This is a genomic window from Agromyces laixinhei, from assembly GCF_006337065.1.
Classification (GTDB): Bacteria; Actinomycetota; Actinomycetes; order Actinomycetales; family Microbacteriaceae; genus Agromyces; species Agromyces laixinhei.
Genome location: NZ_CP040872.1, coordinates 1,195,204 through 1,218,550 on the forward strand (window position 1 = coordinate 1,195,204; position 23,347 = coordinate 1,218,550).

A 23,347-nucleotide genomic window follows, 5' to 3' on the forward strand; every position below is an offset into this window, starting at 1 on the left:
CGCTTAACATTGATATCGCGGGCCCGACCATCGGCACGCTGATTCTCGAGCAGAACTCGACATGAGGAGCGACATGGACCAGGCCGACCCGTTCGGACTCACAGGACTCACCTACGACGACGTCCTCCTGCTGCCTGGCCATACCGATGTGATCCCGAGCGAAGCCGAGACGGCGTCGCGCCTCACGCGCCGCATCACGGTCGCCACACCGCTGCTCTCGGCAGCCATGGACACCGTCACCGAGGCCCGGATGGCGATCGCCATGGCCCGTCAGGGCGGCTTCGGCATCCTGCATCGCAACCTCTCCATCGCCGACCAGGCCGACATGGTCGACCGCGTCAAGCGCAGCGAGTCGGGCATGGTCTCCAATCCGGTCACCACGACGCCCGAGGCATCCGTCGCCGACGTCGACGCGCTCTGCGCGACCTACCGGGTCAGCGGCCTGCCGGTCGTCGATGCCGACGGCAAGCTCGTCGGCATCATCTCGAATCGCGACATGCGCTTCGTCTCCGACTTCGAGAAGCCCCGTCACGAAGGTGAGCGAGGTCATGACGAAGACGCCGCTCATCACGGGCCGCGTGGGCATGAACCCCGACGAGGCGCTCGCGATCTTCGCCAAGCACAAGGTCGAGAAGCTGCCGCTCATCGACGACGACGGCCACCTCACCGGCCTCATCACCGTCAAGGACTTCGACAAGTCGGAGCAGTACCCGAACGCCACGAAAGACACCGAGGGCCGCCTCCGCGTCGGTGCGGCGATGGGATTCTTCGGCGACGCGTGGGAGCGTGCAGAAGCGCTTCGCGATGCGGGCGTCGACGTGCTCGTGGTCGACACGGCGAACGGCGAGTCGGCCGGCGTGCTCGACATCATCCGCCGGCTGAAGGCCGACCCGACGTTCGCCCACATCGACGTGATCGGCGGCAACGTCGCGACGCGCGAGGGCGCCCAGGCGCTCGTCGACGCGGGTGCCGACGCCGTGAAGGTGGGCGTCGGCCCCGGTTCGATCTGCACCACGCGCGTCGTCGCGGGCGTCGGCGTACCTCAGATCACGGCCGTGTACGAGGCATCCAAGGCCACGAAGCCGGCCGGCGTGCCGCTCATCGCCGACGGCGGCCTGCAGTACTCGGGCGACATCGCGAAGGCGCTCGTCGCCGGCGCCGACAGCGTCATGCTCGGCTCCCTCCTCGCCGGCACCGCAGAGAGCCCCGGAGAGCTCGTCTTCCAGAACGGCAAGCAGTTCAAGGCCTATCGCGGCATGGGCTCGCTCGGCGCACTGCAGACGCGAGGCCAGAAGACCTCGTACTCGAAAGACCGCTACTTCCAGGCGGATGTCCCGTCGGACGACAAGCTGATCCCCGAGGGCATCGAGGGCCAGGTGCCCTACCGCGGCCCGCTGTCGGCCGTCGCCTACCAGCTCATCGGGGGCCTCCGCCAGTCGATGTTCTACGTGGGAGCACGCACGATCGCCGAACTGAAGAGCAAGGGCAGGTTCGTGCGCATCACGCCGGCGGGGCTCAAGGAGTCCCACCCGCACGACGTGCAGATCGTCGTCGAGGCGCCGAACTACACGCGGTGACGGTCAGCGCCGTGCATCCGCCAGCCGCGTGATCGCTTCGGCGAGCACCTCCGGCGTGCAGCCGAAGTTCAGTCGGGCATGGCCGCCGCCGACGCTCGCACCGAACTGCGGGCCGATACCGAGGGCGACCTTCGCGTGTTCGAGCGCGTACGCGGCGGGGTCGTGACCCCAGCCGAGCGCCGACAGATCGAGCCACGCGAGGTAGGTGGCATCGGGGATCCGATAGCGAACGCCGGGCAGCTCATCGGCGAGGAGCTCGGCGAGCAGACGGCGGTTGTCGTCGAGGCTCGCGAGCACGCCGTCGAGCCATGGGCCGCCGTGCCGGAAGGCCGCGATGGTCGCGATCACCCCGAACTGGCTCATGCGCCACTCGACCTCGTACGGCAATGCGGTGCGAACCCGATCGCCGCGCTCGCTCGCGGTCACGATGAGCGCCGTCTTCAGCCCCGCGATGTTGAACGCCTTCGTGGCCGCCGTGACGGCGATGCCGTGCTCGCGTGCCGCGTCGGAGACCGTGAGGAAGGGCGTGTAGTCGACGCCCGGCTGCACGAGCGGTCCGTGCACCTCGTCGGAGATGACCGTCACGTCGTGTCGGGCCGCGATCTCGGCGAGGGCGGCCAGCTGCGAGGCATCCGGTACCAGGCCGATCGGATTGTGCGGGTTGCAGAGCACCATGGCCCTGGCGCCTGCGGCGAACGCCGCGTCGATGCCGGCGAGGTCGAGTGACCAGCCGTCGTCGATGCCGCCGAGCATCGGCACTTCGACGACCGTGCCGGATGCCTCGGTCACGAGATCGAAGAAGGGCGGGTAGATCGGCGGGGTGATGACGACGCCGTCGCCCGGAGCGGTGACCCGCCGCAGCAGCTCGACGATGCCCATGCTCACATCGCCGGTGCATCGCACACGGGCGGGGTCGACGTTCCAGCCGAGACGGGTCTCGGCGAAGCCCCGGAACGCTTCGGCCACCTGGAGGCTTCCGGCCGAGTAGCCCGTGTCGGAGCGGTCGACGGCCGCGTGCAGCGCCGCCTTGATCGGCTCGGCGAGCGGGTAGTCCATCTCGGCGACGGGCAGCGGCAGCACGTCGGCGGGGTAGAGGCGCCACTTCGCACTCGTTCGCGTGCGGAGGACGTCGAGAGGTTCTGCTGCGGTGCGTTGCATGCCTCCAGCTTGCCGCAGAACGGCGGCGGGTGGCAGGTGCAATCGGGGCCCGCTAGTCTGGAAGGCTGCCCGTCGGGCGGCGTCGGGGTGCACCCACCCGGCCGCGAACCGATCGGACGACGCATGGGATTCATCGACGTCAACGGCGTCTCGTTCTCGCTGCCCGACGGCCGGCCCCTGCTCGCCGACCTCGCCTTCCGCGTGACGGATGGCGCGACCACCGCGCTCATCGGCGCGAACGGCGCGGGCAAGTCGACGCTGCTGCGCATCATCCGCGGTGAGCTGCGGCCCGACGAGGGCAGCGTGCAGGTCGACGGCGGCCTCGGCGTGATGGATCAGTTCGTCGGCACCGGCGTCACGGCCCCCGGCACGGATGCAACGGTGCACGGTCTGCTCGTCTCGGTCGCGCCGACCAGGGTGCGTGCTGCGGCCGTCGAGCTCGAGGCATCCGAGAACGCACTCATCGAACGCGACGACACGGCCGCGCAGATGCGGTACGCCACCGCGCTCGCCGAATACGCGGAGGCCGGCGGCTACGACCAGGAGGTGGTGTGGGATCACTGCACGGTCGCGGCGCTCGGAATCCCGTTCGAGCGGGCGAAGTGGCGTGAGCTCGCGACGCTCTCGGGCGGCGAGCAGAAGCGGCTCGCGCTCGAGGCGCTCCTGCGCGGGCCCGAGCAGGTGCTGCTGCTCGACGAGCCCGACAACTCGCTCGACGTGCCCGGCAAGCGCTGGCTCGAATCTCAGCTGCGGACCACGCCGAAGACGGTGCTGCTCGTCTCGCACGACCGCGAGCTGCTCGCCCGTGCCGCCGACCGCATCGTGACCCTCGAGCTCGGCGCTGCCGGCAACACCGCGTGGGTGCACGGCGGCAGCTTCGAGGGGTACCACCGGGCTCGCGATGAGCGCTTCGAGCGCCTCGACGAGCTGCGCCGCCGGTGGGACGAGCAGCACGCTGCGCTGAAGACCCTCGTCGCCACGCTGAAGGTGAAGGCGACGTACAACGACGGGATGGCCTCCCGGTACCAGGCCGCGGTCACGCGTCTGCGCAGGTTCGAGGAGGCCGGGCCGCCCGAGGAGCGCCCGCCGGCGCAGGCCGTCTCGATGCGACTCCGCGGCTCGCGAACCGGCAAGCGCGCCGTCGTCGGCGAACGGCTCGAGCTCACGGGGCTCATGAAACCGTTCGACCTCGAGGTCTGGTACGGCGACCGCGTCGCGGTGCTCGGCTCGAACGGTTCGGGCAAGTCGCACTTCCTTCGGCTCCTCGCCGGCGGCGGCACCGAGCCCGATCGCACGCTCGGCCACGTCACGACGGTGGGAGAGGGGCTCGACCGGGTGCCGCACACCGGGCGTGCCGTGCTCGGTGCGCGAGTCGTGCCCGGCTGGTTCGCGCAGAATCACGAGCACCCCGAGTTCCGCGGTCGAACCCTCCTCGACATCCTGCATCGCGGCGACGCGAATCGCGACGGCATGGCGCGGGAGGCCGCGAGTTCGGCCCTCGACCGGTACGGGCTCGCGGCATCCGCGCTGCAGAGCTTCGACTCGCTCTCAGGCGGCCAGCAGGCGCGACTGCAGATCCTGCTGCTCGAGCTCTCGGGCGCGACACTGCTGCTGCTCGACGAACCGACCGACAACCTCGACCTGGTCTCGGCCGAAGCGCTCGAAGAGGGGCTGTCGCGCTTCGACGGCACGGTGCTCGCGGTCACGCACGACCGGTGGTTCGCGCGCGGCTTCGACCGGTTCATCGTCTTCGGCGGCGACGGCGAGGTCTACGAATCGGATGCCCCGGTGTGGGCTGACGGTCAGCACGGCGCAGCGGAGCTGCGACGGGCTTCCGTCAGAAAGGCGGCAGCCGTAGCGCTCGCGACGCGAAGCGTTGCGGAGCGTGCCACGGAAGACCGTGGAACGCGACACGGGTAGGGTTGAGTGGTGACCCAGGAGATCGAGATCGGCCGCTCCAAGCGGGGCCAGCGCGTCTATGCATTCGATGACATCGCGATCGTGCCGAGCCGGCGCACCCGCGATCCCGAAGATGTCTCGGTCGGTTGGTCCATCGACGCGTACCAGTTCGACATCCCCTTCCTCGCCGCCCCCATGGACTCCGTCGTCTCGCCGCAGACGGCCATCATGATGGGCCAGCTCGGCGGCCTCGGAGTGCTCGACCTCGAGGGACTCTGGACCCGGTACGAAGACCCCGAGCCCGTGCTCGCCGAGATCCGCAACCTCACGCCGGAGCGCGCGACCAGGCGCATGCAGCAGCTCTACTCCGAGCCGATCAAGCCCGAGCTCGTCACCGCGCGCCTCGCCGAGATCCGCGCCGCTGGGGTCACGGTCGCGGGTGCGCTCTCTCCGCAGCGCACACAGGAGCTCTACGAGACCGTCGTCGCCGCGGGCGTCGACCTCTTCGTGATCCGCGGCACCACGGTGTCGGCCGAGCACGTCTCGAAGAACCAGGAGCCGCTGAACCTCAAGAAGTTCATCTACGAGCTCGACGTGCCGGTCATCGTCGGCGGGGCCGCGACCTACACCGCGGCCCTGCACCTCATGCGCACGGGCGCCGCGGGCGTGCTCGTCGGCTTCGGCGGCGGGGCGGCATCGACGACGCGCGCCACGCTCGGCATCCACGCACCGATGGCCACGGCGGTGGCGGATGTCGCAGGTGCACGTCGTGACTACCTCGACGAGTCGGGCGGGCGCTACGTGCACGTCATCGCCGACGGCGGCGTCGGCAAGTCGGGCGACATCGTGAAGGCGATCGCGTGCGGCGCCGACGCGATCATGCTCGGCACGGCGCTGGCACGGGCGACGGATGCCCCGGGCGGCGGGTACCACTGGGGCGCCGAGGCGCACCATCCGAAGCTCCCGCGCGGCCAGCGAGTGCACGTCGGGCAGGTCGCCCCGCTCGAGGAGGTGCTCTACGGCCCGGCGCCGTCGGCCGACGGCGTGACGAACCTCGTCGGCGGCCTGAGGCGTTCGATGGCGACCACGGGGTACTCCGACCTCAAGGAGTTCCAGCGCGTCGACGTGATCGTCGCGCCGTACCAGTCGTCCTGACGCGCGTTCCGTAGCGCCATGGCGGGCGCTCGGGTAGCGTGGAAACGGATCGCGCAGCCTTGCCGTGAGGCCGCGGGGATGGGGAGCACGATGGCGACTCAGCAGTCGGCGAGACTCAAGCCGGTGACGCGTTCGACCAAGCTCGGGCCCGAGGAGCGAGCGGCCGCGATCACGCGGCTGAAGGAGAAGGAGCTCGACATCCTCGTGGTGGGCGGCGGCATCGTCGGCACCGGAGCCGCGCTCGACGCCGTGACCCGCGGATTGTCGACGGGCCTGCTCGAAGCCCGTGACTGGGCATCGGGCACCTCGAGTCGTTCATCGAAGCTCGTGCACGGCGGCATCCGCTATCTCGAACAGCTCGACTTCAGGCTCGTGCGCGAGGCGCTCATCGAACGCGGCTTGCTGTTGCAGCGCATCGCGCCGCACCTCGTCAAGCCCGTGCGGTTCCTGTATCCGCTGAAGACCCGTGTCATCGAGCGGTTCTACGTCGGCGCGGGCATGCTGCTCTACGACATCTTCAGCTACACGGGCGGGCGCCCGCCCGGGGTGCCGCATCACCGGCACCTCTCGAAACGGCAGGTGATGCGCGCCATCCCGTCGCTCTCGAAGGATGCGCTCGTCGGCGGCCTCACCTACTACGACGCGCAGGTCGACGACGCACGATACGTCGCCTCGCTCGCCCGCACCGCGTCGTTCTACGGCGCCCACGTCGCGAGCCGCGTCAAGGTCGAGGGCTTCATCAAGGTCGGTGAGCGCGTCGTCGGTGTGAAGGCGCACGACCTCGAGACCGACGAGCACTTCGAGGTGCGCGCCAAGCAGGTCGTGAACGCCACCGGCGTGTGGACGGATGACACGCAGCGCATGGTCGGCGAACGCGGCACGTTCAAGGTGCGCGCGTCCAAGGGGATCCACCTCGTCGTGCCGCGCGACCGCATCCAGTCGGCGATGGGCATGATCTTCCGCACCGAGAAGAGCGTGCTGTTCGTGATCCCGTGGGGCCGGCACTGGCTCATCGGCACGACCGATACCGACTGGAACCTCGACAAGGCGCACCCGGCGGCGACCGCAGCCGATATCGACTACCTCCTCGAGCACGTCAACTCCGTGCTCGGCATCCCGCTCACCAGGGAGGACGTCGAGGGCGTGTACGCGGGCCTGCGGCCACTGCTCGCCGGCGAGAGCGACCAGACTTCCAAGCTCTCGCGCGAGCACCTCGTCGCCCACACCGTTCCGGGGCTCGTCGTCATCGCGGGCGGCAAGTGGACCACCTACCGGGTCATGGCGAAGGATGCCATCGACGCCGCAGCAGACGCGCTCGACGGCAAGGTGCCGAAGTCGACCACGCAGGACATCCCGCTGCTCGGCGCCGAGGGCTACCAGGCGGCCTGGAACAAGCGCGGCAAGATCGCGCGTGCGTTCGACGTGCACAAGGTGCGCATCGAACACCTGCTGAACCGCTACGGCACGATGACCGACGAACTGCTCGACCTGATCCGTGACGACCCCTCGCTCGGCGAAGCGCTGCCGGGCGCCGACGACTACCTCGGTGCAGAGGTCGTCTACGCGGCGACGCACGAGGGCGCACTGCATCTCGACGACGTGCTCGCCCGACGCACTCGCATCTCGATCGAGGCGTGGGACCGGGGCGTCTCCGCCGCACCGGTCGCGGCGAGGCTCATGGGCAGGGCACTCGGATGGAACGAGGCTCGGCAGACACTCGAGGTCGAGCGTTACCTGCAGCGCGTCGAGGCCGAGCGCGCCTCGCAGGAGCAGCCAGATGACGAATCGGCCGACCGAGTGCGCCTCGAGGCTCCCGACATCGTGCAGGTGGACTGAGCACTCGGCCGGGCACCGGTGACCGCCCGGCGCGCAGATAGACTTGATCGCGTACGACCCCCAGAGATCGAGGAGCCTGCGCGATGGTCGAAGTCCGCCGAGTCGCCCTTCCCGGGGTCGGCGTGCTGCACTCGATCACAACGGCCGATGGAGCGGAAGTGTCGGTCGTGGCGCATCGCACCGGTTCGAGCGACCTCGTCTGCCGACGCGCCGGGGCGCCAGACGACAGCGGCACGGTCTCCCTGCGACTCGAGGAGGACGAGGCGCACACGGTTGCCGAACTCCTCGGCGGCACGCGCATCGTCGAGTCGATCGCAGAGCTCGAGGCTCTCCCCGGGGTTCCGATCGGCTGGGTCACCCTCGATGAAGACGATGCCATCGCCGGACGCCCGATCGGTGAGCTGCCTGCGGCATCCGGGGTCGCCGTCGTCGCCGTGGTGCGCGATGACCATGCGCATCCGTCGCCGGCGGACGACTTCGTGATGCGCTTCGGCGACACTCTCGTCGCGGTGGGCCCTGCAGAGGGCATCGAAGGGGTCTTCCGTGCCGTTCACACGGGCGCAGACGGAGACGCCGAGGCCTGATGCTGAAGATGATGCTGCGCCCGCGATGGGTGCTCGCACTGCTGCTTGCGCTGGGCATCGCCGCGGCCTTCGCGCTGCTCGGCCAATGGCAGCTCGAGCGCGCCGTCGAGTCCTCGGCCGTCGTCGAACGGCCGACCGAGAAGGTGCGCCCCTTCGCCGGCATCGCAGATCCCGACCGACCGACCGAGCAGGCCGTGACCGCCCAACTCGTCGAGGTGACGGGCACCGTGGTGCCCGGTGACACGGTCATCGTCGAAGGGCGATTGAACGACGCCGCCGCCGGGTACTGGCCCGTCGTGCACCTCGAAGTGACGGATGGCGCGCCGGGCGGGCTGCCCGTCGCGCTCGGCTGGGCGGCCGATGAACGCGCCGCCCACGAGGCCGCCGACGCATTCGAGCGGTCGATCGACCCGGCAGAACCGATCACGTTCGAGGGCCGGTTCCTGCCGAGCGAGGCGCCGATCGCCCCAGACCATGAGGGCGACCCGTTCTCGATGCAGACGGTCGCCGTGGCGCAGCTCATCAACGTCTGGGCCGACTACGACGACCGGCCCGTCTACTTCGGCTACGTCACCGCGGCCGAGGCGCCGGCCGGGCTCGACGCGATCGCCTCGCCGCCGCCCGAACAGGAGCAGCAGCTCGACTGGCTGAACGTCTTCTACGCGATCGAGTGGGCCGTCTTCGCCGGGTTCGCGATCTATCTCTGGTATCGCCTCGTGCGCGACGCCGTCGAACGCGAGCGCGAGGAGCAGCAGGCCGAGGCCGAGGCATCCGCTGACGCCGCGTAGACTGGCGTCATGCCCCTCGAGCCGAAATCCGCCGATCTGCCGCGCATTCGCGGGGCGCTGAAGTTCTACCAGGTCGCTTCGGTGATCACCGGTGTCATGCTCCTGCTGCTGTGCGCCGAGATGATCCTGAAGTACGCATTCCACCTCGAGCTCTACGCCTTCGGCGACCAAGGCGTGCTCGCCGTCACCCCGGTGATCGAGACGGCCGCCGGTCTCGAGTCGACCGGAACCGGCGTGAACCTCTCGACCGGCATCCTCATCGCCCACGGCTGGTTCTACGTCGTCTACCTCTTCAGCGACTTCCGGCTCTGGAGCCTCATGCGCTGGCCGTTCAGCCGCTTCATCATCATCGCGCTCGGCGGCATCGTGCCGTTGCTCTCGTTCTTCCTCGAGGCGCGCATCGGCCGCGAGGTGCGCGGCTACCTCGACCGCCGTGAGGCTGAGGCATCCGCGACTGCCGCATCCGCGACTGCCGCATCCGAGACCACCGACAACTCCGACACCGTGGAGGCCCAGCAGTGACCGATCAGCCCACCGAGCAGCGCCCGGTGCTCGTCGTCGACTTCGGCGCACAGTACGCGCAGCTCATCGCGCGGCGCGTGCGCGAGGCATCCGTCTACTCGGAGATCGTGCCGCACACGATCACCGCGGCCGAGGTCGCGGCGAAGAACCCGATCGGCATCGTGCTCTCGGGTGGGCCGTCGTCGGTCTACGAAGCCGGTGCGCCGGCGCTCGACGAGGGCATCCTGCGGCTCGGCGTTCCGACGCTCGGCATCTGCTACGGCTTCCAGGTCATGGCGCAGCAGCTCGGCGGCGAGGTCGCACATACCGGCCACCGCGAGTACGGGTCGACGGCCGTGACTGCGCGAACCGACGACGACAACGCGCTGCTCTCGGGCCAGCCGTCGGCCCAGACCGTGTGGATGAGTCACGGCGATTCCGTCGCGGTCGCCCCAGCGGGCTTCGAGGTCCTCGCCTCCACCGCCACGACTCCGGTCGCGGCGTTCGCGAACGACGAGCAGGGCTTCTACGGTGTGCAGTGGCATCCAGAGGTCAAGCACTCCGAGTACGGGCAGGATGTCATCGAGAACTTCCTGCACCGCGCGGCGGGCATCCCCGCCGACTGGAACTCGGGCAACGTCATCGCCGAACAGGTCGCTCGCATCCGCGAGCAGGTCGGCACCGGCCGGGTCATCGCGGGCCTCTCCGGCGGGGTCGACTCCGCTGTGGCAGCCGCCATCGTGCACGAGGCCGTCGGCGACCAGCTGATCTGCGTCTTCGTCGACCACGGGCTCCTCCGCAAAGACGAGCGCCGCCAGGTCGAGGTCGACTACGTCGCCGCCACTGGCATCCGCCTCGTCACCGTCGACGCGGTCGACACCTTCATCGACGCGCTCGCCGGGGTCAGCGACCCCGAGACCAAGCGGAAGATCATCGGCCGTGAGTTCATCCGCGCGTTCGAGGCTGCCGAGCGCGACCTCGTCGCCGAGGCGGAGTCCGACGGGCAGCCGATCCGGTTCCTCGTGCAGGGCACGCTCTACCCCGATGTCGTCGAGTCGGGCGGCGGCACCGGTGCCGCGAACATCAAGAGCCACCACAATGTCGGCGGGCTTCCCGAAGACCTGCAGTTCGAACTCGTCGAGCCGCTGCGCACCCTCTTCAAAGACGAGGTGCGCGCCATCGGTCGCGAGCTCGGGCTGCCTGAGGCGATCGTCGGCCGCCAGCCGTTTCCGGGGCCGGGCCTTGGAATCCGCATCGTGGGCGAGGTCACCCGTGATCGTCTCGATCTGCTCCGCGAGGCCGATGCCATCGCGCGCGCGGAACTGACCGCGGCCGGTCTCGACCAGGAGATCTGGCAGTGCCCCGTCGTGCTGCTCGCCGACGTGCGCTCGGTCGGCGTGCAGGGCGACGGCCGCACCTACGGTCATCCGATCGTGCTGCGCCCCGTCTCGTCGGAGGACGCGATGACCGCGGACTGGACCCGACTGCCCTACGACGTGCTCGCGAAGATCTCGAATCGCATCACCAATGAGGTGTCCGAGGTCAACCGCGTCGTGCTCGACGTCACGTCGAAGCCGCCGGGCACCATCGAGTGGGAGTGAGCACTCCGCGCTGAAATGCGCATCCTCACGCGGGCGGCGGCGGGGGCACGTTCCCAGCACTCTGCTGTTGATGCGCCACGCGCATCAACAGCAGAGTGCTGTGGCAGTGGGGGTGTTCCGTGCGGGACCGGCGCGTCCGGCGAGCCGCGGAGGTCTGGCCGGCAGCACCCGAAACGAAGAACGGCCGCCCGAGGGCGGCCGTTCTTGTTGCGCGGTGTCGAGGTCAGTCGCTCGACTGCGCGATCGCGAGCATGCGCAGAATCTCGAGGTAGAGCCAGATGACCGTGACCATGATGCCGAAGACACCCGACCACTCGAACTTCTTCGGTGCGCGGTTGCGCACGCCACGCTGGATGAAGTCGAAGTCGAGCACGAGCGAGTACGCCGCCATGATGACGACGAGCACGCCGAGGAGCAGGCCGATCGGGATGCCGAAGATCTCTGCCGAGCGCAGGCCGAACGCGTTGTCGGTCACGCCGAAGAGCATGAGGCCGAGGTTCACGAGCGAGAAGACGCCGTAGCCGACCATGGCGATGAGGAAGATCTTCGTCGCCTTCTTCGATGCGCGGATCTTGCCCGAGGCGAAGAGCGCGAGGGTGACGCCGACGACGACGAGGGTCGCGATGACGGCCTGCGTCACGATGCCTGGGAACTGCACCTCGTAGAAGGCCGAGATGCCGCCCACGAAGACGCCCTGCACGGCCGAGTAGGCGAGCACGAGGGCGGGCGAGGGCGACTTCTTGAAGATGTTGACGAGCGCGAGCACGAAGCCGACGATGCCGGCGCCGATCCAGAGGAACGGCATCGACTCGGCGGTGACCCAGCCGAGGGCAGCGCCGACGACGAGGAGACCGAATGCGACGGCCGACTTCTGGATGGTCGTCTCGATCGCCATGGTCTCGCCCGCGGGCGGGGTGGACGGCTGGTCGTACATCTCTTGCAGCTGCTGTGCGGAGACGTCTTGCGCGGCGGCCACGCCCCCTTGCGCGGAGAACGCGGAGTTCCGCGAGAAGGCGGGGTTGTCGAGAGCCATGGGTTTCCTCTGCTTTCGGCTGTGTGCGGGCTTCCAACCTACCCGAGTTATCCATGACAACGCCGTGAATTCCCACGGAATTCCCGCGCAGGCATACGCAGTGCTGGTTACGCTGGGCGGATGCAGCACGACGATGCGCCTCGCCCGCTCGTGATCGGGCACCGCGGCGCACCCGGGTACCGCCCCGAGCACACGCGATCGGCCTATGAACTGGCGTTCGCCCTCGGTGCCGATGCCGTTGAACCCGATATCGTCGCCACGCGCGACGGCGTGCTCGTGCTCCGCCACGAGAACGAGATCTCGGGCACCACCGATGTCGCGGACCGACCCGAGTTCGCCGGTCGGCGCACGACCCGCGAGATCGACGGCACCGCGCTCACCGGCTGGTTCACCGAGGACTTCACCTGGGCCGAGCTCGCGACGCTGCGTGCCCGCGAGCGCCTCGGGGCGCTGCGCCGGTCGAGCGCGAGCTTCGACGGCCGGTTCCCCCTCATCAGGCTCCGCGAACTCTTCGAGATCATCGACATCGCGGCCGACCAGCAGCGCCGGATGCTGCGCATGGTGGCCGAGTTCAAGCACGCCGCGCACTTCGACGCCCTCGGGTTGCCGCTCGACGAGTTGTTCCGGGCCGAGCTCGAGGCGGCCGGGTGGGGGCGCGGCGACGAGCGGCTCATCATGGAGGCGTTCGAGCCGACACTGCTCGAGCGACTCGGGGCTCGGGGCATCCGGGGCAAGCGGGTGCTGCTCATCGAGGGATCGGGTGCTCCGTGGGACCTCGTGCTCGAACAGGGCAAGGCCGCGCCGCGCTACGACTCCTTCGTGACCGAGGCCGGGCTGCTCGGGCTCGCCGGCCGCTTCGACGGAGTGAGCGTCGGCACGGCGCGGCTCGTCGGCGAGACGAGACGACAGCGAGCGGATGCCGCGGGCGCGCCCCTCAGCGGCGCCGAACTCGTCGATGCCGCGCACGCGGCCGACCTCGAGATCTACACCTGGACCCTGCGGCCCGAGAACCGGTTCCTCTCCGGGCGATTCCGGCGCGGCACCGTGCGGGCCGCGTTCGGCGACTGGGCGGGCGAGTTCGCCGAGATCATCGGCATGGGGGTCGACGGAGTGTTCGTCGATCACCCCGACCTCGGCGTCGACGTGCGCACGATGCTCTCCGAGGCTCGCTGAGCGTGCCGGAGCAGGACGGCGCCGACACCCGGTGCAGGACGCCACGTGATGCGACGCTGCCGGCGATCGCCGCGGCGCGGTTCGTTCGGGCACGGTGGGTCGACCGCATCGGCGGGGCGGCGAGCCTCGAGCGACGGCAGCGCCGCGGTCTCGAACGGCTGTTGCGCGAGCGGATGCCGCGTGCCGCCCACTACCGCGGCGGACTCGACCGGCTCGGAGACGCACCCGTCGTCGACAAGGCGACCGTGCTCGCCGACTTCTCCGGCTTCAACGTGCGGGGCATCCCGCTCGACACCGCGCTCGCCGAAGCGCGGGCGGCCGAAGCGAGCCGCGATTTCCGCGGCGAGCTGCCGGGCGGTGTGACGGTCGGCCTCTCGAGCGGCACCTCGGGGCGCCCGGGGGTCTTCCTCGTCGACCCCGCAGAGCGGATGCGCTGGGCGGGCACCGTGCTCGGCCGACTGCTCGACCGGCGGAGTCTCGTCCAGCTGGTGCAGCCGTGGCTGCCGCCGCTGCGCATCGCCTTCGCGCTGCGCGCGAACTCCAACCTCTACGAGTCGGTCGCGAGCCGTCGCCTGTCATTCGCCTTCGTCGATCTCGTCGCGCCGTTCGAACAGATCCGGCAGGGGGTGGCCGGTGCCCGACCCGATGTGCTCGTCGCCCCGTCGAGCCTGCTCGTCGAACTTGCGCGCGCCGGGCTTCGCGGCGAGCTCGGCATCGAGCCGCGGCTCGTCGTCGCCGTCGCCGAGGTGCTCGACGACGCCGACTCCGAACTCGTCGAATCGGCGTGGGGTGTACGGCCCCGGCGGGTCTACCAGGCGACCGAGGGGCTGCTGGCCCTCGACTGCGACCGTGGGCGGTTGCACCTGAACGAGCAGAGCATCGTCGTCGAATCGGAGTGGATCGACGGATCCGAGGTCGTGGGCGGGCGTTTCGTGCCCATCGTCACCGATTTCGATCGCAGCACGCAGCTCATCGTGCGGTACCGACTCGACGATGTGCTGCGGATGCCCGCCCGCGGGCAGCGGTGCGGCTGCGGAAATCCCGCCCGAGTGATCGACGCCGTCGAAGGGCGTGCCGACGAGGTCATCGAGGCATTCGCCCCCGACGGACGGGTCGTGCGCGTCTTTCCCGATGCGGTGCGACGCGCGATGACGACCGCCTCGACGGCGGAATGGGGCATCCGATGGGCGCCCGATGCGATCGAGGTCGCCATCGATCCGCTCGACCCCGAACACGCGCGCGCGGTTCGCGGCGTGCTCGCCCGACTCTTCGAGACGGTCGGGGCGGTGCTGCCCGAACTCGACGTCGTGGCGCTCGCGCCGCGGCAGCTCGGCGCGAAGCAGGTGCGCATCGCCCGCGCACATGCCGCGACACAGGAGGAGACCGCCGATGTCGTCTGAGCCCGTACGGATCCTCGTCACCGGAGCGACCGGGTTCGTCGGCGGTGCACTGCTGCGCGCGCTTCGCTGCCGGCCCGGTGCGGAGGCCCGTGGCATCGGACGACGACGGGTGCCCGATGGAGATATCGCGAGCATCGACCTCTGCCGACCCGTGACCGCGACGTTCGCGACCGAGTTCCGCCCCGACGTCATCGTGCACGCGGCGGCGCGCGCGAGCCAATGGGGCAGCCGCGCGCAGTTCGAAGCCCAGAACGTGGACGCGACCGCGAACGTACTCGACCTCGCGCGGCGCACGGGCCTGCCCCGAATCGTGTACGTCTCGTCGAGCTCCGTCTTCTACCGGCCGGCTGATCAGTACGACATCACCGAGGAGACGCCGATCGGGCCCGACTACCTGAACGACTACGCGCGCACGAAGCACGCAGGCGAGTTGCTGGTGCGCGAGTACCCGGGCGAGTGGGTGATCGCGCGGCCGCGCGCAGTGTTCGGGCCCGGCGACACGACCCTGCTGCCGCGGATCATCGCGGCAGCGGCGGCCGGGCGCCTGCCGTTCATCGGCGACGCGGCGGCACCCGCAGTCGGCGATCTCATCTACATCGACACGCTCGTCGACCAGCTCATCGCAGCAGCGCTGCGGCCGGGGCTCTCCGGCACCTGCGTGAACCTCACGAACGGCGAGCCGGTACCGCTCATGCCGACGATCGGGCGGATCCTCGCCGAGCTCGACCTTCCGGCTCCCACCCGGTACATCGGGCGCGGCACGGCGCTCGGACTCGCCGCCGCCGCCGAGACCGTGTGGCGCCTCGGCCGTCTTCGCGGCGAACCGCCCCTGACTCGGTACGCGGTCTGGCTGCTCGCCTCCTCGAAGACCTTCGACGTCTCGAACGCCGAGCGGTTGTTCGGGGCGCCGAGCGTTTCGATGGACGACGCGCTCGCCCGCACGATCGCCGCCGTGCGGAGCGATGCGAGGGCCACCCGATGAGACGCGCCGACCGCTTCGCCGTCGCCGCCGCCGTCGGGTACTCGGCTCTCATGCTCACGAAGGCCGCTGCCGCGGCGCTGGCCGTCGAGCGGCGCCGTGCGCGTCTGCGATCGGCCACGGGCGCCGCGGTGGCCCCGTCGGCCGTCACGATCGTGCAGCCGATCCTCTCGGGCGATCCGCAACTCGTCGACACCCTCGCGAACACCCTCGCGGTCGCGGGTGATTCGCCCGTGCTGTGGCTCGTCGACGCAGCGGACCCCGAGGGGCGTCGCACTGCGGAGGAGGCGGGCTCGCGGCATCCACTCGCCGCCGTGCGCATCGTCGACTGCCCGCCGTGCCCGCCTCGAGTCGGCCCGAAGACCTTCAAACTGCACCTCGCCGAATCGCTGATCGAGACCGACGCGTTCGCGGTCGTCGACGACGACACGCGGGTGACGGCCGAGGGCCTCGCGGCGCTCCGCGACGGGCTGCGAATCGCCGAGGTGAGCACCGGGCTCCCCAGCTATGTTCCGGGCGCCGGCATCTGGTCGCGCCTGCTCGCGCAGTTCGTCAACGACCAGGCCACGCTCTCGTACCTGCCCGCATCGGCGATCGGCGGACCGCGCACCATCAACGGCATGACCTGGGCGATGCGACTCGACACGCTCGAGCGGATCGGCGGCTTCTCGCCGTTGCTGCCACTGCTCGCCGACGATCTCGCGGTGGCGACCCGAGTGCGCGAGACGGGCGGCTCGATCGATCAGAGCGAGGTCGTGCAGTTCGTCTCGACGACCGTCGACGGCGGGCGCCGGTACGGCGATCTCATGCATCGCTGGATGGTCTTCGCGACGCTCCTGCTCCGTGCCGAGCGCCCGGTGCGGCGTGCGGGCATCGCGGCCGGGTATGCGGTGCCGGCGGTGCTGCTCGGCGCGCTCGTGGCAGCGAGTGCCGTGCGACCGACGACGGCGCGTGTCACGGCGCTCGCCGGCACCCTGGCACTGCGTTCCGCGATCATCGCAGCCGTGCAGCGCATCGTCGCCGGGCGGTTCCGGCACGACCCGGTGCTGTCGCTCGCCGGCGAACTCGTGCTGCCGGTGCAGTTCGGCCGGGCGCTCGCCGACCGTCGCATCGTGTGGCGGGGCCGGCGATATCTCGTGCATGCCAACGATCGCTTCGAAGAGGCACCGCGATGACGCTCGGAGTCTGCTTTCTGACCGGCCGCAGCGACCGCGCGAACTCGGCGCTCTCGCCCGCTCAGCAGGCCTTTCTCGATGGCCTCCCGCTCGCCCCGGAGGAGCGTGTCGGGGTGAATTTCCCCTACTTGCCGGCGAGCGGACCGTGGCGCCGTACTCCGCTGCCGGTCGCGAGCGCACGAAACGTTCGCGACTACTTCGCGTCGCGGCGACCCGCGTTCGCCCTCATGTACTCCGCCGCCGTTCGCGCGGTGCTCACGGCGACCGATCGCACCCTCGTGCTCGCCGGGAGCTGCGGGCTCGAGCTCCTCGCGAACCTCGAGCTCGACGACGACGCACTCGCCCGGGTGCACGTCGTGGCCTACGGGCCGGTGGCGAGGTCGCTGCCGCGCGCCGCGACGGTCGAGACCGTGACCGGGCGCTCCGACGCGCTGGCCCGGCGCTCGACCGGTGCCCCCGACCACGAGATCGACGGGCATCATCTCGACTACCTCTCGTCGCCGGAGCTGCGCGCCGTCGTCGTCGCCGCGATCGCGCGGCTGCGCGCAGAACAGGACGTGCGCCGATGACGGGTCACGTCGAACTCGTGTCACCGCCCTTCGCGGGCCACCTGCACCCGATGCTCGGCATCGGCGCCGAACTGGTGCGGCGAGGGGTGCCGGTGCGTGTCGTCAGCACCGGATCGGCGCGTGCCGAGATCGAGGCGGCCGGCCTGCCGGCGGTGGCGCTCGAAAGCGCCGACGATCGGGTGATCGCCGCGATCGTCGACCCGCCCGAGCGCATCGGGGCGAACCCGGTGCGACTGCACCGGCAGTTCCGCGGCACGCTCGGAGTGCTCGCCACGATCAGCGAGGAACTCGATCGGCGATACCTGGAGGAGCTGCCCGCGATCGTCGTCGCCGATTTCACCCTGCCGGTCGCCGGCATGGCCGCGAGGCGCCACGGCGCCCGGTGGTTCACCGCGATACCCTCACCCGCCGCGATCGGCTCGGTCGACGGCACCCCGGCGTACTTTGGCGGTTGGTCGCCGCCTCGCGGGCTCTCAGGCCGGGCGAGGGATGCCGCCGGCCGAGGGGCGGCTCGCGCGTTCAAGCGCGGGGTCTTCGCCATGAACGCGGCACGGCTGCGGGCGCTCGGGTTCTCGGGGGCGTTCCGGCACGATGGCACCGAGCAGGTCTACTCGCCCGACACCGTGCTCGGTCTCGGGCTCGCGGAACTCGAGCTGCAGCGCACCTGGCCGCCCGCGATGCGGTTCGTCGGACCGGTGCGCTACACGCCGCCGGGCCGTCCGGGAGCGTGGGGTGCGCCGGCATCCTCAGATCGCGAACCGCACGCCTCGTCGCCGGATGCCGCGGCGCCGCGCCGACCTCGCGTGCTCGTCTCCTGCGGCACGCACCTGGCGGGCACGAAAGCCGAACTGCTCGAGACCGCCGAGCTGGTGGCCGAACTCCTGCCCGGGGTGCACCTCGAGATGACGCTCGGCGGAACGCGGGCGAACGGCGGCGGCGACCTGACGCGAGTCCGGCTCCTCGAGTATGCCGACTACGGCGAACTCGGCGGCTACGATGCGGTCGTCCACCATGGCGGCGCAGGCATCGTGCACGCCGCGCTCGCCGCGGGCCTGCCCGCCGTCGTGGTTCCCATCGACTACGATCAGCCCGACCTCGCCGCGCGTCTCGTGCACCATGGGCTCGCCGAACGGCTCTCGCCCGCCGAGTTACGGGGGGCTTCCGGAGCAGCCAGGCTCGCCGCGGCGATCGAACGGGCGCTCGCCCCGGCCGAGGCGCGGCGGCGCGCCCTCGAGCGATTCCGGCTGGCGAGCGGCGAGCACGACGGTGCGGCGGGGGCCGCTGATCTGATCGAGGAGGCATGGGTGTCGGGAGCGGGAGTCGGCGACGAATCGGGCGGGGTACGCAGATGACGCTCGTGACCGAGCGGCCGCAGCGAACGGATGCCGCGCGCTGGACGACCTCGGCCCGCATCGCGGGTCTCGGGGTCTACCTGCCTGAGCACTGGCGCTCGACGAGCGAGACCGAAGCGCGCATCGCCGCTGCGAACCCCGGACTCGGGCTGCCGACCGGCATCATCGCCCGTCTCACCGGCGTGCGCGGCGTGCACGTGCGGCCTGAGGGGTGGCAGACCTCCGACCTCGCGGTGGCCGCTGCGCGGAAGGCACTCGCCGATGCCCCCGGACCGATCGACCTGCTCGTCTTCGCCTCGGCGAGCCAAGACCTCATCGAGCCGGCGACCGCGCACATCGTGGCGGCGAAGCTCGGGCTGTCGGCAGCGGTCATGGACGTGAAGAACGCGTGCAACAGCCTGCTCGTCGGCATGCAGGTCGCCGAGGCGCTCATCGCGACCGGGCAGGCGCGGCGAGCCCTCGTCGTGAGCGGCGAGCAGCCCTCGCACGCGGTGCGCTGGAAGCTCGCCGGCAACGCGCAGTTCCTGCGCTCCTTCCCCGGCTACACCATGAGCGACGGCGGGGCCGCAGTGGTGCTCGAATCGAGCGAACGATCGGGCGCCGGCATCATCGGCTCCCGGTTCAGTGCGCACTCGCAGTACTGGGACGTCGGCACGCTGCCGACCGGCGGTTCGATCAACCCGCACGCGGTCGGGGGCAGCTACTTCGACATGGACGGGCGCGCCCTCGAGCGAGCCTTCCGTCGTGTCGGGCTCGGCATCTTCCATGAGACGCTCGCCGGTGCAGGCCTGCGAACCGGGGATCTCGCGTTCGTCGCCGTGCATCAGGTCGCGCTGCCGATGCATCGCCGTATCGTCGACCTGCTCGGCGTCGATCCCGCGATCACCGAGGAGACGATCTCGGCGCACGGCAACCTCGCGAGCGTCTCCCTGCCCGTGCAGCTCGAACGCGCACTCGGACGGGGACGGATCCGATCCGGTGACCTCGTCGCGCTCGTCGGTCTCGCGGGCGGCATCAGCCTGGGCGTGACGGTGATGAGGTGGTGACGCGCGCAGCTGCGCCGGATCGCACCGCGATGCGATGGGAGGAGCGCGTGATGCGCGCGGCGCATCCGCTCGCCTACCCGATGCTCGCGAGCATCACGCGTCCGGTGCTCCGGGTGCCCGGCCTCGGCACGGTCGTGACGGATGCCGCGTTGCTGCGCGCCGTGCTCATGGACACCGCCTCGTTCGCGAAGACCGGCCCGGGGTCGCCGAGCGAGCTCTGGACGCCCGTGCTCGGACCGCGGGTGCTGCTGAACATGGAGGGGGCCGACCACCTCGAACTGCGGCGGCGGCTCGCGCCGCTCTTCACGCCGGCCGCGGTGAGCGCGATCGTCGATCGCACGCTCGGCGAGCCGTACGCGTCGCTGCGGGAACGACTCGAAGCGGGAGAGCGGGTCGAACTGGTCGCCGAGGCGCGCCGGTGTGCCAGCTCCGTGATTTCGGCCCTCGTCGGCCTGCCGGCCTCGGTCGTCGACGACCGGCTCTTCCGCCGGATCGCCACGGTGACGGGTGCCGTGCGGCTCTCTCGGCCGCGGATGACGCCGGCGCAGGTGCGCCATGCGCGTGGTGTCATGGCCGAGCTGACCGGCCATGCCGCGGCGGCATGGCGGCGAGGCGACCCCGAGACCGTGCCGGGTCGCATGCGCGAGCTCGGCCTCGACGAGCAGGAGTCGCTCGGCGCCGTCGGCGCCTTCGTGCTGACGGGCACCGAGACGCTCGTCGCCTACCTGCCCCGGATCATCTGCCTGCTGGCGGACACCGGATGGCTCCGCCGTCTCTCCGGCGATCGCGGTCATGTCGATGCGGCCATCGCGGAGGGCCTCCGCGTGACGACCCCGTCGCCCGTCATGCTGCGGAGCGTGGCGCGTGAGGCCCGCGTCGGCGACGTGGTCGTACGTCCCGGCGAACGGATCGTGCTCGCGACCTTCCTCGCCGATCGGATCGCGCCCGGGTTCGATCCGATCGGAAACCCGGCCGCGAGTCTCCGTCAGCTCTGGTTCGGTGCCGGTGCCCATTTCTGCCTCGGCGCCCCGCTCGCGATGGCGCAGATCCGCGGCATGCTCACGGCGGTGCTCGATGCCGAGGCTGTGCGCCCGCTCGCGGTGCATTCGCGCCGCGCGGCACGCGGAGTGCTGATTCCGGGCTATCGGAGCGTCGTGCTCGGCGGGGTGTCGGAGGCCGCGACGGCCTGACGCCTCACCACGCCGCGACGAGCTCGATGCCCTCCGCCTCGATCGCCGATCGGAACCGGTCGTCGCGGAGCACGGCGAGCTCCCATGTGCGAACGACCCCGTCGGTGCCGACGACCGCGTGCTCGGGCGCGGGGTGCATGAAGATCTCGCTCGTGCCATCGGGAAGCGCCCCGAGGATGCGGAGGTAGTCGTCGAGAAGCGCGTCGTAGCCGCCGAGTTGCGCGGCGGACCGGCGGTTCGTCGCGATCGCGGCGGGGATGCGCACGCCGAGCGCGTCGGCCGCTTCCACGCCGCCCGCGTGCACCGAGGCAGCGTCGGCCTGGGGAGGGCCGCCGAGGTAGAGCGTCGGATCGCGTGGGAGCCGGAATCCCAAGCCGTGGCGCGCCGAGAGTCCGAGGGCCTCGCCGATGAACGATCGCCCCGTGAGGCCGTACAGCGTGCCGGCGTGCGAATCGAGGGCGAGCGGTCGGATGCCCCAGCCCTGCAGGCGCCGGAGCTGCGCATCGAGCTCGTCGGCGACCTCGGCGGCATCCGCCCCGGCGCCCACGTCGTCGGGGTCGAACGGCAGCACGCCGTCGCCCGAGACGAGCGAGGGTGCCGCGAGGATCGGGTGCCAGCCGGCGAGCCCGCGCTCGCTCGAGAGCGTCGCGTGCAGGCGCGCCGCGATGCCCGCGTCGGCGACGGCCCTCGCCGCGGCCTCTGCCCCGGGCGCGACGACGATGACCGTCGCCGCCGTGATCGCTCCCTCGGCGGCCAGAGCCGCGATCTCGGCGGCGCTGCCGGTCTCACGGCCGAGGTCGTCGGCCGTCAGCACGAGTCGTCGGGTCATTGCGCGGTCTCGTCGTCGGACGCGGTGCCGCGCACCGTGGCGAGCGTCATCTCGCCGTCGGCCTCCGCTTCGGAGAGGCTGTCGGGAACCCGGATGAAGCGAGCGAGCACGGCCCCGATCACGCAGAGGATGAACGGATAGACGCAGAGGTAGACGCGCCATGCGACATCCGCTCGGCTGCCGGGGTCGTCGCCGGAGTTGTAGCCGAAGACGATGCCGAGTGAGGCGAGGGCAAGGCCCGTGATGATGCCGTTCAGGCGCCCGAAGAAGCCGAAGGCCGAGAGGAAGAGCCCCTCGCGGTGCTGACCGTGACGGCGGGCGTCGTCGTCGAGCACGCGGGCCACGATGAGATCGTTCGTGGCGAGCATGCCCGAGTAACCGGCTCCGACGAGGAGTCCGGCCAGGAGGGCGGTCACGAGGTCGACCGCGAAGAAGAGCGGAATGAAGCTGAGTGCGAGGATGACGAACGCGAGTCGCCAGGTGAACGCCGCGCCCTTGCGCCGGATCACGCGCGTCCAGACGACGAGCCCGGCCGCCGAACAGAGGATGACGGTGGCCTGGAGATAGAGCGCGTTCGCGACGGGCAGGCCGAGGGAGTAGCGCACGTAGAGCTGGAGGCCCGCGAGCACGAGGGCCATGGCGCTCGCGTAACAGGCGCCCGCGACGCCGATCGACCAGAACCTCGGGTTGCGGATGATCGTGAGGAGCGTCGCGAAGAAGCGCGGCCGCGCGCCGGCGGCGTAGCGCGGGTTCTCCTTCGCGCTGAACGCCATGAACAGGATGACGGCCGTGGCGATCGCGCCGTAGATGACCGCGGTCGTGGTGAACCCGACCGTCGTGTCTTCGGTGCCGAAGACGGAGGTCGTCAGCAGCGGCGTCACGGCGAGCGAGATCACGAGGGCGACGAGCTGGAAACCCTGTCGCAGCGAGTTCGCGACCGCGCGCTTGCGCTCGCGCGGGAAGAGCTCGGGCAGGAGCGCCCCGTAGTTGGCGTTCAACATCGAGTCGAATGCCTCGCAGAGGATCGCGAAGATCGCGAACCACAGCACGAGGCCGAGTCCCTCGAGGGAGTCGGGCGCGGAGAAGAAGGCGATCATGCTCGCGGCGAGGAGGGGAGCGCCGATGACGAGCCACGGGCGGCGGCGACCCCAGCGGGTGCGGGTGCGGTCGGAGAGGAAGCCGAGCACCGGATTGTCGACGGCGTCGATCACCGAATAGACGATCATGACGCCCGCGTACACGCGCACGTCGAGTCCGAGGATGTCGACGTAGTACAGGATCATCGAACCCTTGATCATGTTGATCGGGATCGAGGTGCCGAACATGCCGATGGCGTAGCGCCAGGGGGCCGTGGCTGGGGGAGGCGTCGTCTCGGCGCGTTCGGTCATCGTCGTCCTTCGCTGGGGGCACGCAAATGTTACGACATTCTGAGGATGTCCGTCGATGGGGGCACCGGAGCCCGCCGGGGCGATGTCGGCGGCCGCGCCTAGACTTGAACGGAC

Annotated in this window: 19 protein-coding genes and 1 pseudogene; 16 read left to right on the forward strand and 4 right to left on the reverse strand. The window is 70.6% G+C overall.

Features of this window, described 5'->3' with window-relative positions; genetic code table 11:
• Positions 1-73 precede the first annotated feature (73 nt).
• Positions 74-1,577 (forward strand): annotated as a pseudogene (gene guaB, locus FHG54_RS05730) (IMP dehydrogenase).
• 3 nt (positions 1,578-1,580) lie between these two features.
• Here the strand turns inward: guaB and FHG54_RS05735 are convergent.
• The gene (locus FHG54_RS05735; RefSeq protein ID WP_139416417.1) at positions 1,581-2,735 is read right to left on the reverse strand and encodes a MalY/PatB family protein; all 1,155 of its coding nucleotides are present in this window, start codon (positions 2,733-2,735) and stop codon (positions 1,581-1,583) included.
• A gap of 123 nt (positions 2,736-2,858) precedes the next feature.
• On the opposite strand from FHG54_RS05735, the gene FHG54_RS05740 reads away from it, so the two are divergent.
• The 7 genes from FHG54_RS05740 to guaA all read left to right on the forward strand — a co-directional run bounded on the left by FHG54_RS05740 (position 2,859) and on the right by guaA (position 11,099).
• A complete protein-coding gene (locus FHG54_RS05740; protein WP_139416418.1) occupies positions 2,859-4,655 on the forward strand; it encodes an ABC-F family ATP-binding cassette domain-containing protein in 1,797 nt (598 codons plus the stop codon).
• A gap of 9 nt (positions 4,656-4,664) precedes the next feature.
• Entirely contained in the window at positions 4,665-5,789 is a 1,125-nt protein-coding gene (locus tag FHG54_RS05745) for a GuaB3 family IMP dehydrogenase-related protein (protein ID WP_139416419.1), read from the forward strand.
• 90 nt (positions 5,790-5,879) lie between these two features.
• The gene (locus FHG54_RS05750; RefSeq protein ID WP_198165803.1) at positions 5,880-7,625 is read left to right on the forward strand and encodes a glycerol-3-phosphate dehydrogenase/oxidase; all 1,746 of its coding nucleotides are present in this window, start codon (positions 5,880-5,882) and stop codon (positions 7,623-7,625) included.
• 83 nt (positions 7,626-7,708) lie between these two features.
• Entirely contained in the window at positions 7,709-8,209 is a 501-nt protein-coding gene (locus FHG54_RS05755) for a cation:proton antiporter regulatory subunit (protein ID WP_139416421.1), read from the forward strand.
• 11 nt (positions 8,210-8,220) lie between these two features.
• Positions 8,221-8,997, forward strand: a complete 777-nt coding sequence (locus FHG54_RS05760) for an SURF1 family cytochrome oxidase biogenesis protein (protein ID WP_168197120.1) — start codon at positions 8,221-8,223, stop codon at positions 8,995-8,997.
• Positions 8,998-9,006: 9 nt separating this feature from the next.
• The gene (locus FHG54_RS05765; RefSeq protein WP_139416423.1) at positions 9,007-9,519 is read left to right on the forward strand and encodes a DUF3817 domain-containing protein; all 513 of its coding nucleotides are present in this window, start codon (positions 9,007-9,009) and stop codon (positions 9,517-9,519) included.
• Entirely contained in the window at positions 9,516-11,099 is a 1,584-nt protein-coding gene (gene guaA, locus FHG54_RS05770; protein WP_139416424.1) for a glutamine-hydrolyzing GMP synthase, read from the forward strand. The genes FHG54_RS05765 and guaA overlap by 4 nt, the downstream gene beginning before the upstream one ends.
• Before the next feature lie 223 nt (positions 11,100-11,322).
• Here the strand turns inward: guaA and FHG54_RS05775 are convergent, their stop codons facing one another.
• The gene (locus FHG54_RS05775) at positions 11,323-12,132 is read right to left on the reverse strand and encodes a Bax inhibitor-1/YccA family protein (RefSeq protein ID WP_139416425.1); all 810 of its coding nucleotides are present in this window, start codon (positions 12,130-12,132) and stop codon (positions 11,323-11,325) included.
• A 120-nt stretch (positions 12,133-12,252) separates the two neighbouring features.
• On the opposite strand from FHG54_RS05775, the gene FHG54_RS05780 reads away from it, so the two are divergent.
• From FHG54_RS05780 to FHG54_RS05810, 8 genes are read left to right on the forward strand one after another with little or no spacing between them, the layout of a single operon-like run.
• Positions 12,253-13,305, forward strand: coding sequence for a glycerophosphodiester phosphodiesterase family protein (locus FHG54_RS05780; protein WP_139416426.1), 1,053 nt, complete (start codon positions 12,253-12,255; stop codon positions 13,303-13,305).
• A gap of 2 nt (positions 13,306-13,307) precedes the next feature.
• Positions 13,308-14,705 (forward strand): F390 synthetase-related protein, encoded by a 1,398-nt coding sequence (locus FHG54_RS05785; protein ID WP_168197121.1) that lies wholly within the window; start codon positions 13,308-13,310, stop codon positions 14,703-14,705.
• Positions 14,695-15,687, forward strand: a complete 993-nt coding sequence (locus FHG54_RS05790; protein WP_168197122.1) for an NAD-dependent epimerase/dehydratase family protein — start codon at positions 14,695-14,697, stop codon at positions 15,685-15,687. The genes FHG54_RS05785 and FHG54_RS05790 overlap by 11 nt, the downstream gene beginning before the upstream one ends.
• Positions 15,684-16,859, forward strand: coding sequence for a glycosyltransferase (locus tag FHG54_RS05795; RefSeq protein ID WP_139416429.1), 1,176 nt, complete (start codon positions 15,684-15,686; stop codon positions 16,857-16,859). The genes FHG54_RS05790 and FHG54_RS05795 overlap by 4 nt, the downstream gene beginning before the upstream one ends.
• Positions 16,856-17,428, forward strand: a complete 573-nt coding sequence (locus FHG54_RS16325; RefSeq protein WP_168197123.1) for a hypothetical protein — start codon at positions 16,856-16,858, stop codon at positions 17,426-17,428. Before FHG54_RS05795 ends, FHG54_RS16325 begins: the two co-directional genes overlap by 4 nt.
• On the forward strand, positions 17,425-18,780 hold the full coding sequence (locus FHG54_RS16330) for a glycosyltransferase (RefSeq protein WP_168197124.1): 1,356 nt from the start codon (positions 17,425-17,427) through the stop codon (positions 18,778-18,780). Before FHG54_RS16325 ends, FHG54_RS16330 begins: the two co-directional genes overlap by 4 nt.
• Entirely contained in the window at positions 18,777-19,826 is a 1,050-nt protein-coding gene (locus tag FHG54_RS05805) for a 3-oxoacyl-ACP synthase III family protein (protein ID WP_139416431.1), read from the forward strand. The genes FHG54_RS16330 and FHG54_RS05805 overlap by 4 nt, the downstream gene beginning before the upstream one ends.
• A complete protein-coding gene (locus FHG54_RS05810) occupies positions 19,820-21,016 on the forward strand; it encodes a cytochrome P450 (protein WP_233437884.1) in 1,197 nt (398 codons plus the stop codon). Before FHG54_RS05805 ends, FHG54_RS05810 begins: the two co-directional genes overlap by 7 nt.
• A 4-nt stretch (positions 21,017-21,020) precedes the next feature.
• Here the strand turns inward: FHG54_RS05810 and FHG54_RS05815 are convergent, their stop codons facing one another.
• Both FHG54_RS05815 and FHG54_RS05820 read right to left on the reverse strand, forming a co-directional pair.
• Positions 21,021-21,845 (reverse strand): ChbG/HpnK family deacetylase, encoded by an 825-nt coding sequence (locus tag FHG54_RS05815; protein ID WP_139416432.1) that lies wholly within the window; start codon positions 21,843-21,845, stop codon positions 21,021-21,023.
• Positions 21,842-23,233 (reverse strand): MFS transporter, encoded by a 1,392-nt coding sequence (locus FHG54_RS05820; protein ID WP_139416433.1) that lies wholly within the window; start codon positions 23,231-23,233, stop codon positions 21,842-21,844. The genes FHG54_RS05815 and FHG54_RS05820 overlap by 4 nt, the downstream gene beginning before the upstream one ends.
• Between the last annotated feature and the right edge of the window lie 114 nt (positions 23,234-23,347).

Bases quoted from the DNA above. Each gene is read 5' to 3' on its own strand.
- FHG54_RS05820 (WP_139416433.1), bottom strand. From the start codon at position 23,233: ATGACCGAACGCGCCGAGACGACGCCTCCCCCAGCCACGGCCCCCTGG.
- FHG54_RS05790 (WP_168197122.1), top strand. From the start codon at position 14,695: ATGTCGTCTGAGCCCGTACGGATCCTCGTCACCGGAGCGACCGGGTTC.
- FHG54_RS16330 (WP_168197124.1), top strand. From the start codon at position 17,425: ATGACGGGTCACGTCGAACTCGTGTCACCGCCCTTCGCGGGCCACCTG.
- FHG54_RS05780 (WP_139416426.1), top strand. From the start codon at position 12,253: ATGCAGCACGACGATGCGCCTCGCCCGCTCGTGATCGGGCACCGCGGC.
- FHG54_RS05735 (WP_139416417.1), bottom strand. From the start codon at position 2,735: ATGCAACGCACCGCAGCAGAACCTCTCGACGTCCTCCGCACGCGAACG.
- FHG54_RS05805 (WP_139416431.1), top strand. From the start codon at position 18,777: ATGACGCTCGTGACCGAGCGGCCGCAGCGAACGGATGCCGCGCGCTGG.
- FHG54_RS05795 (WP_139416429.1), top strand. From the start codon at position 15,684: ATGAGACGCGCCGACCGCTTCGCCGTCGCCGCCGCCGTCGGGTACTCG.
- FHG54_RS05755 (WP_139416421.1), top strand. From the start codon at position 7,709: ATGGTCGAAGTCCGCCGAGTCGCCCTTCCCGGGGTCGGCGTGCTGCAC.
- FHG54_RS05740 (WP_139416418.1), top strand. From the start codon at position 2,859: ATGGGATTCATCGACGTCAACGGCGTCTCGTTCTCGCTGCCCGACGGC.
- FHG54_RS05775 (WP_139416425.1), bottom strand. From the start codon at position 12,132: ATGGCTCTCGACAACCCCGCCTTCTCGCGGAACTCCGCGTTCTCCGCG.
- FHG54_RS05765 (WP_139416423.1), top strand. From the start codon at position 9,007: ATGCCCCTCGAGCCGAAATCCGCCGATCTGCCGCGCATTCGCGGGGCG.
- FHG54_RS05760 (WP_168197120.1), top strand. From the start codon at position 8,221: ATGCTGCGCCCGCGATGGGTGCTCGCACTGCTGCTTGCGCTGGGCATC.
- FHG54_RS16325 (WP_168197123.1), top strand. From the start codon at position 16,856: ATGACGCTCGGAGTCTGCTTTCTGACCGGCCGCAGCGACCGCGCGAAC.
- FHG54_RS05815 (WP_139416432.1), bottom strand. From the start codon at position 21,845: ATGACCCGACGACTCGTGCTGACGGCCGACGACCTCGGCCGTGAGACC.
- FHG54_RS05750 (WP_198165803.1), top strand. From the start codon at position 5,880: ATGGCGACTCAGCAGTCGGCGAGACTCAAGCCGGTGACGCGTTCGACC.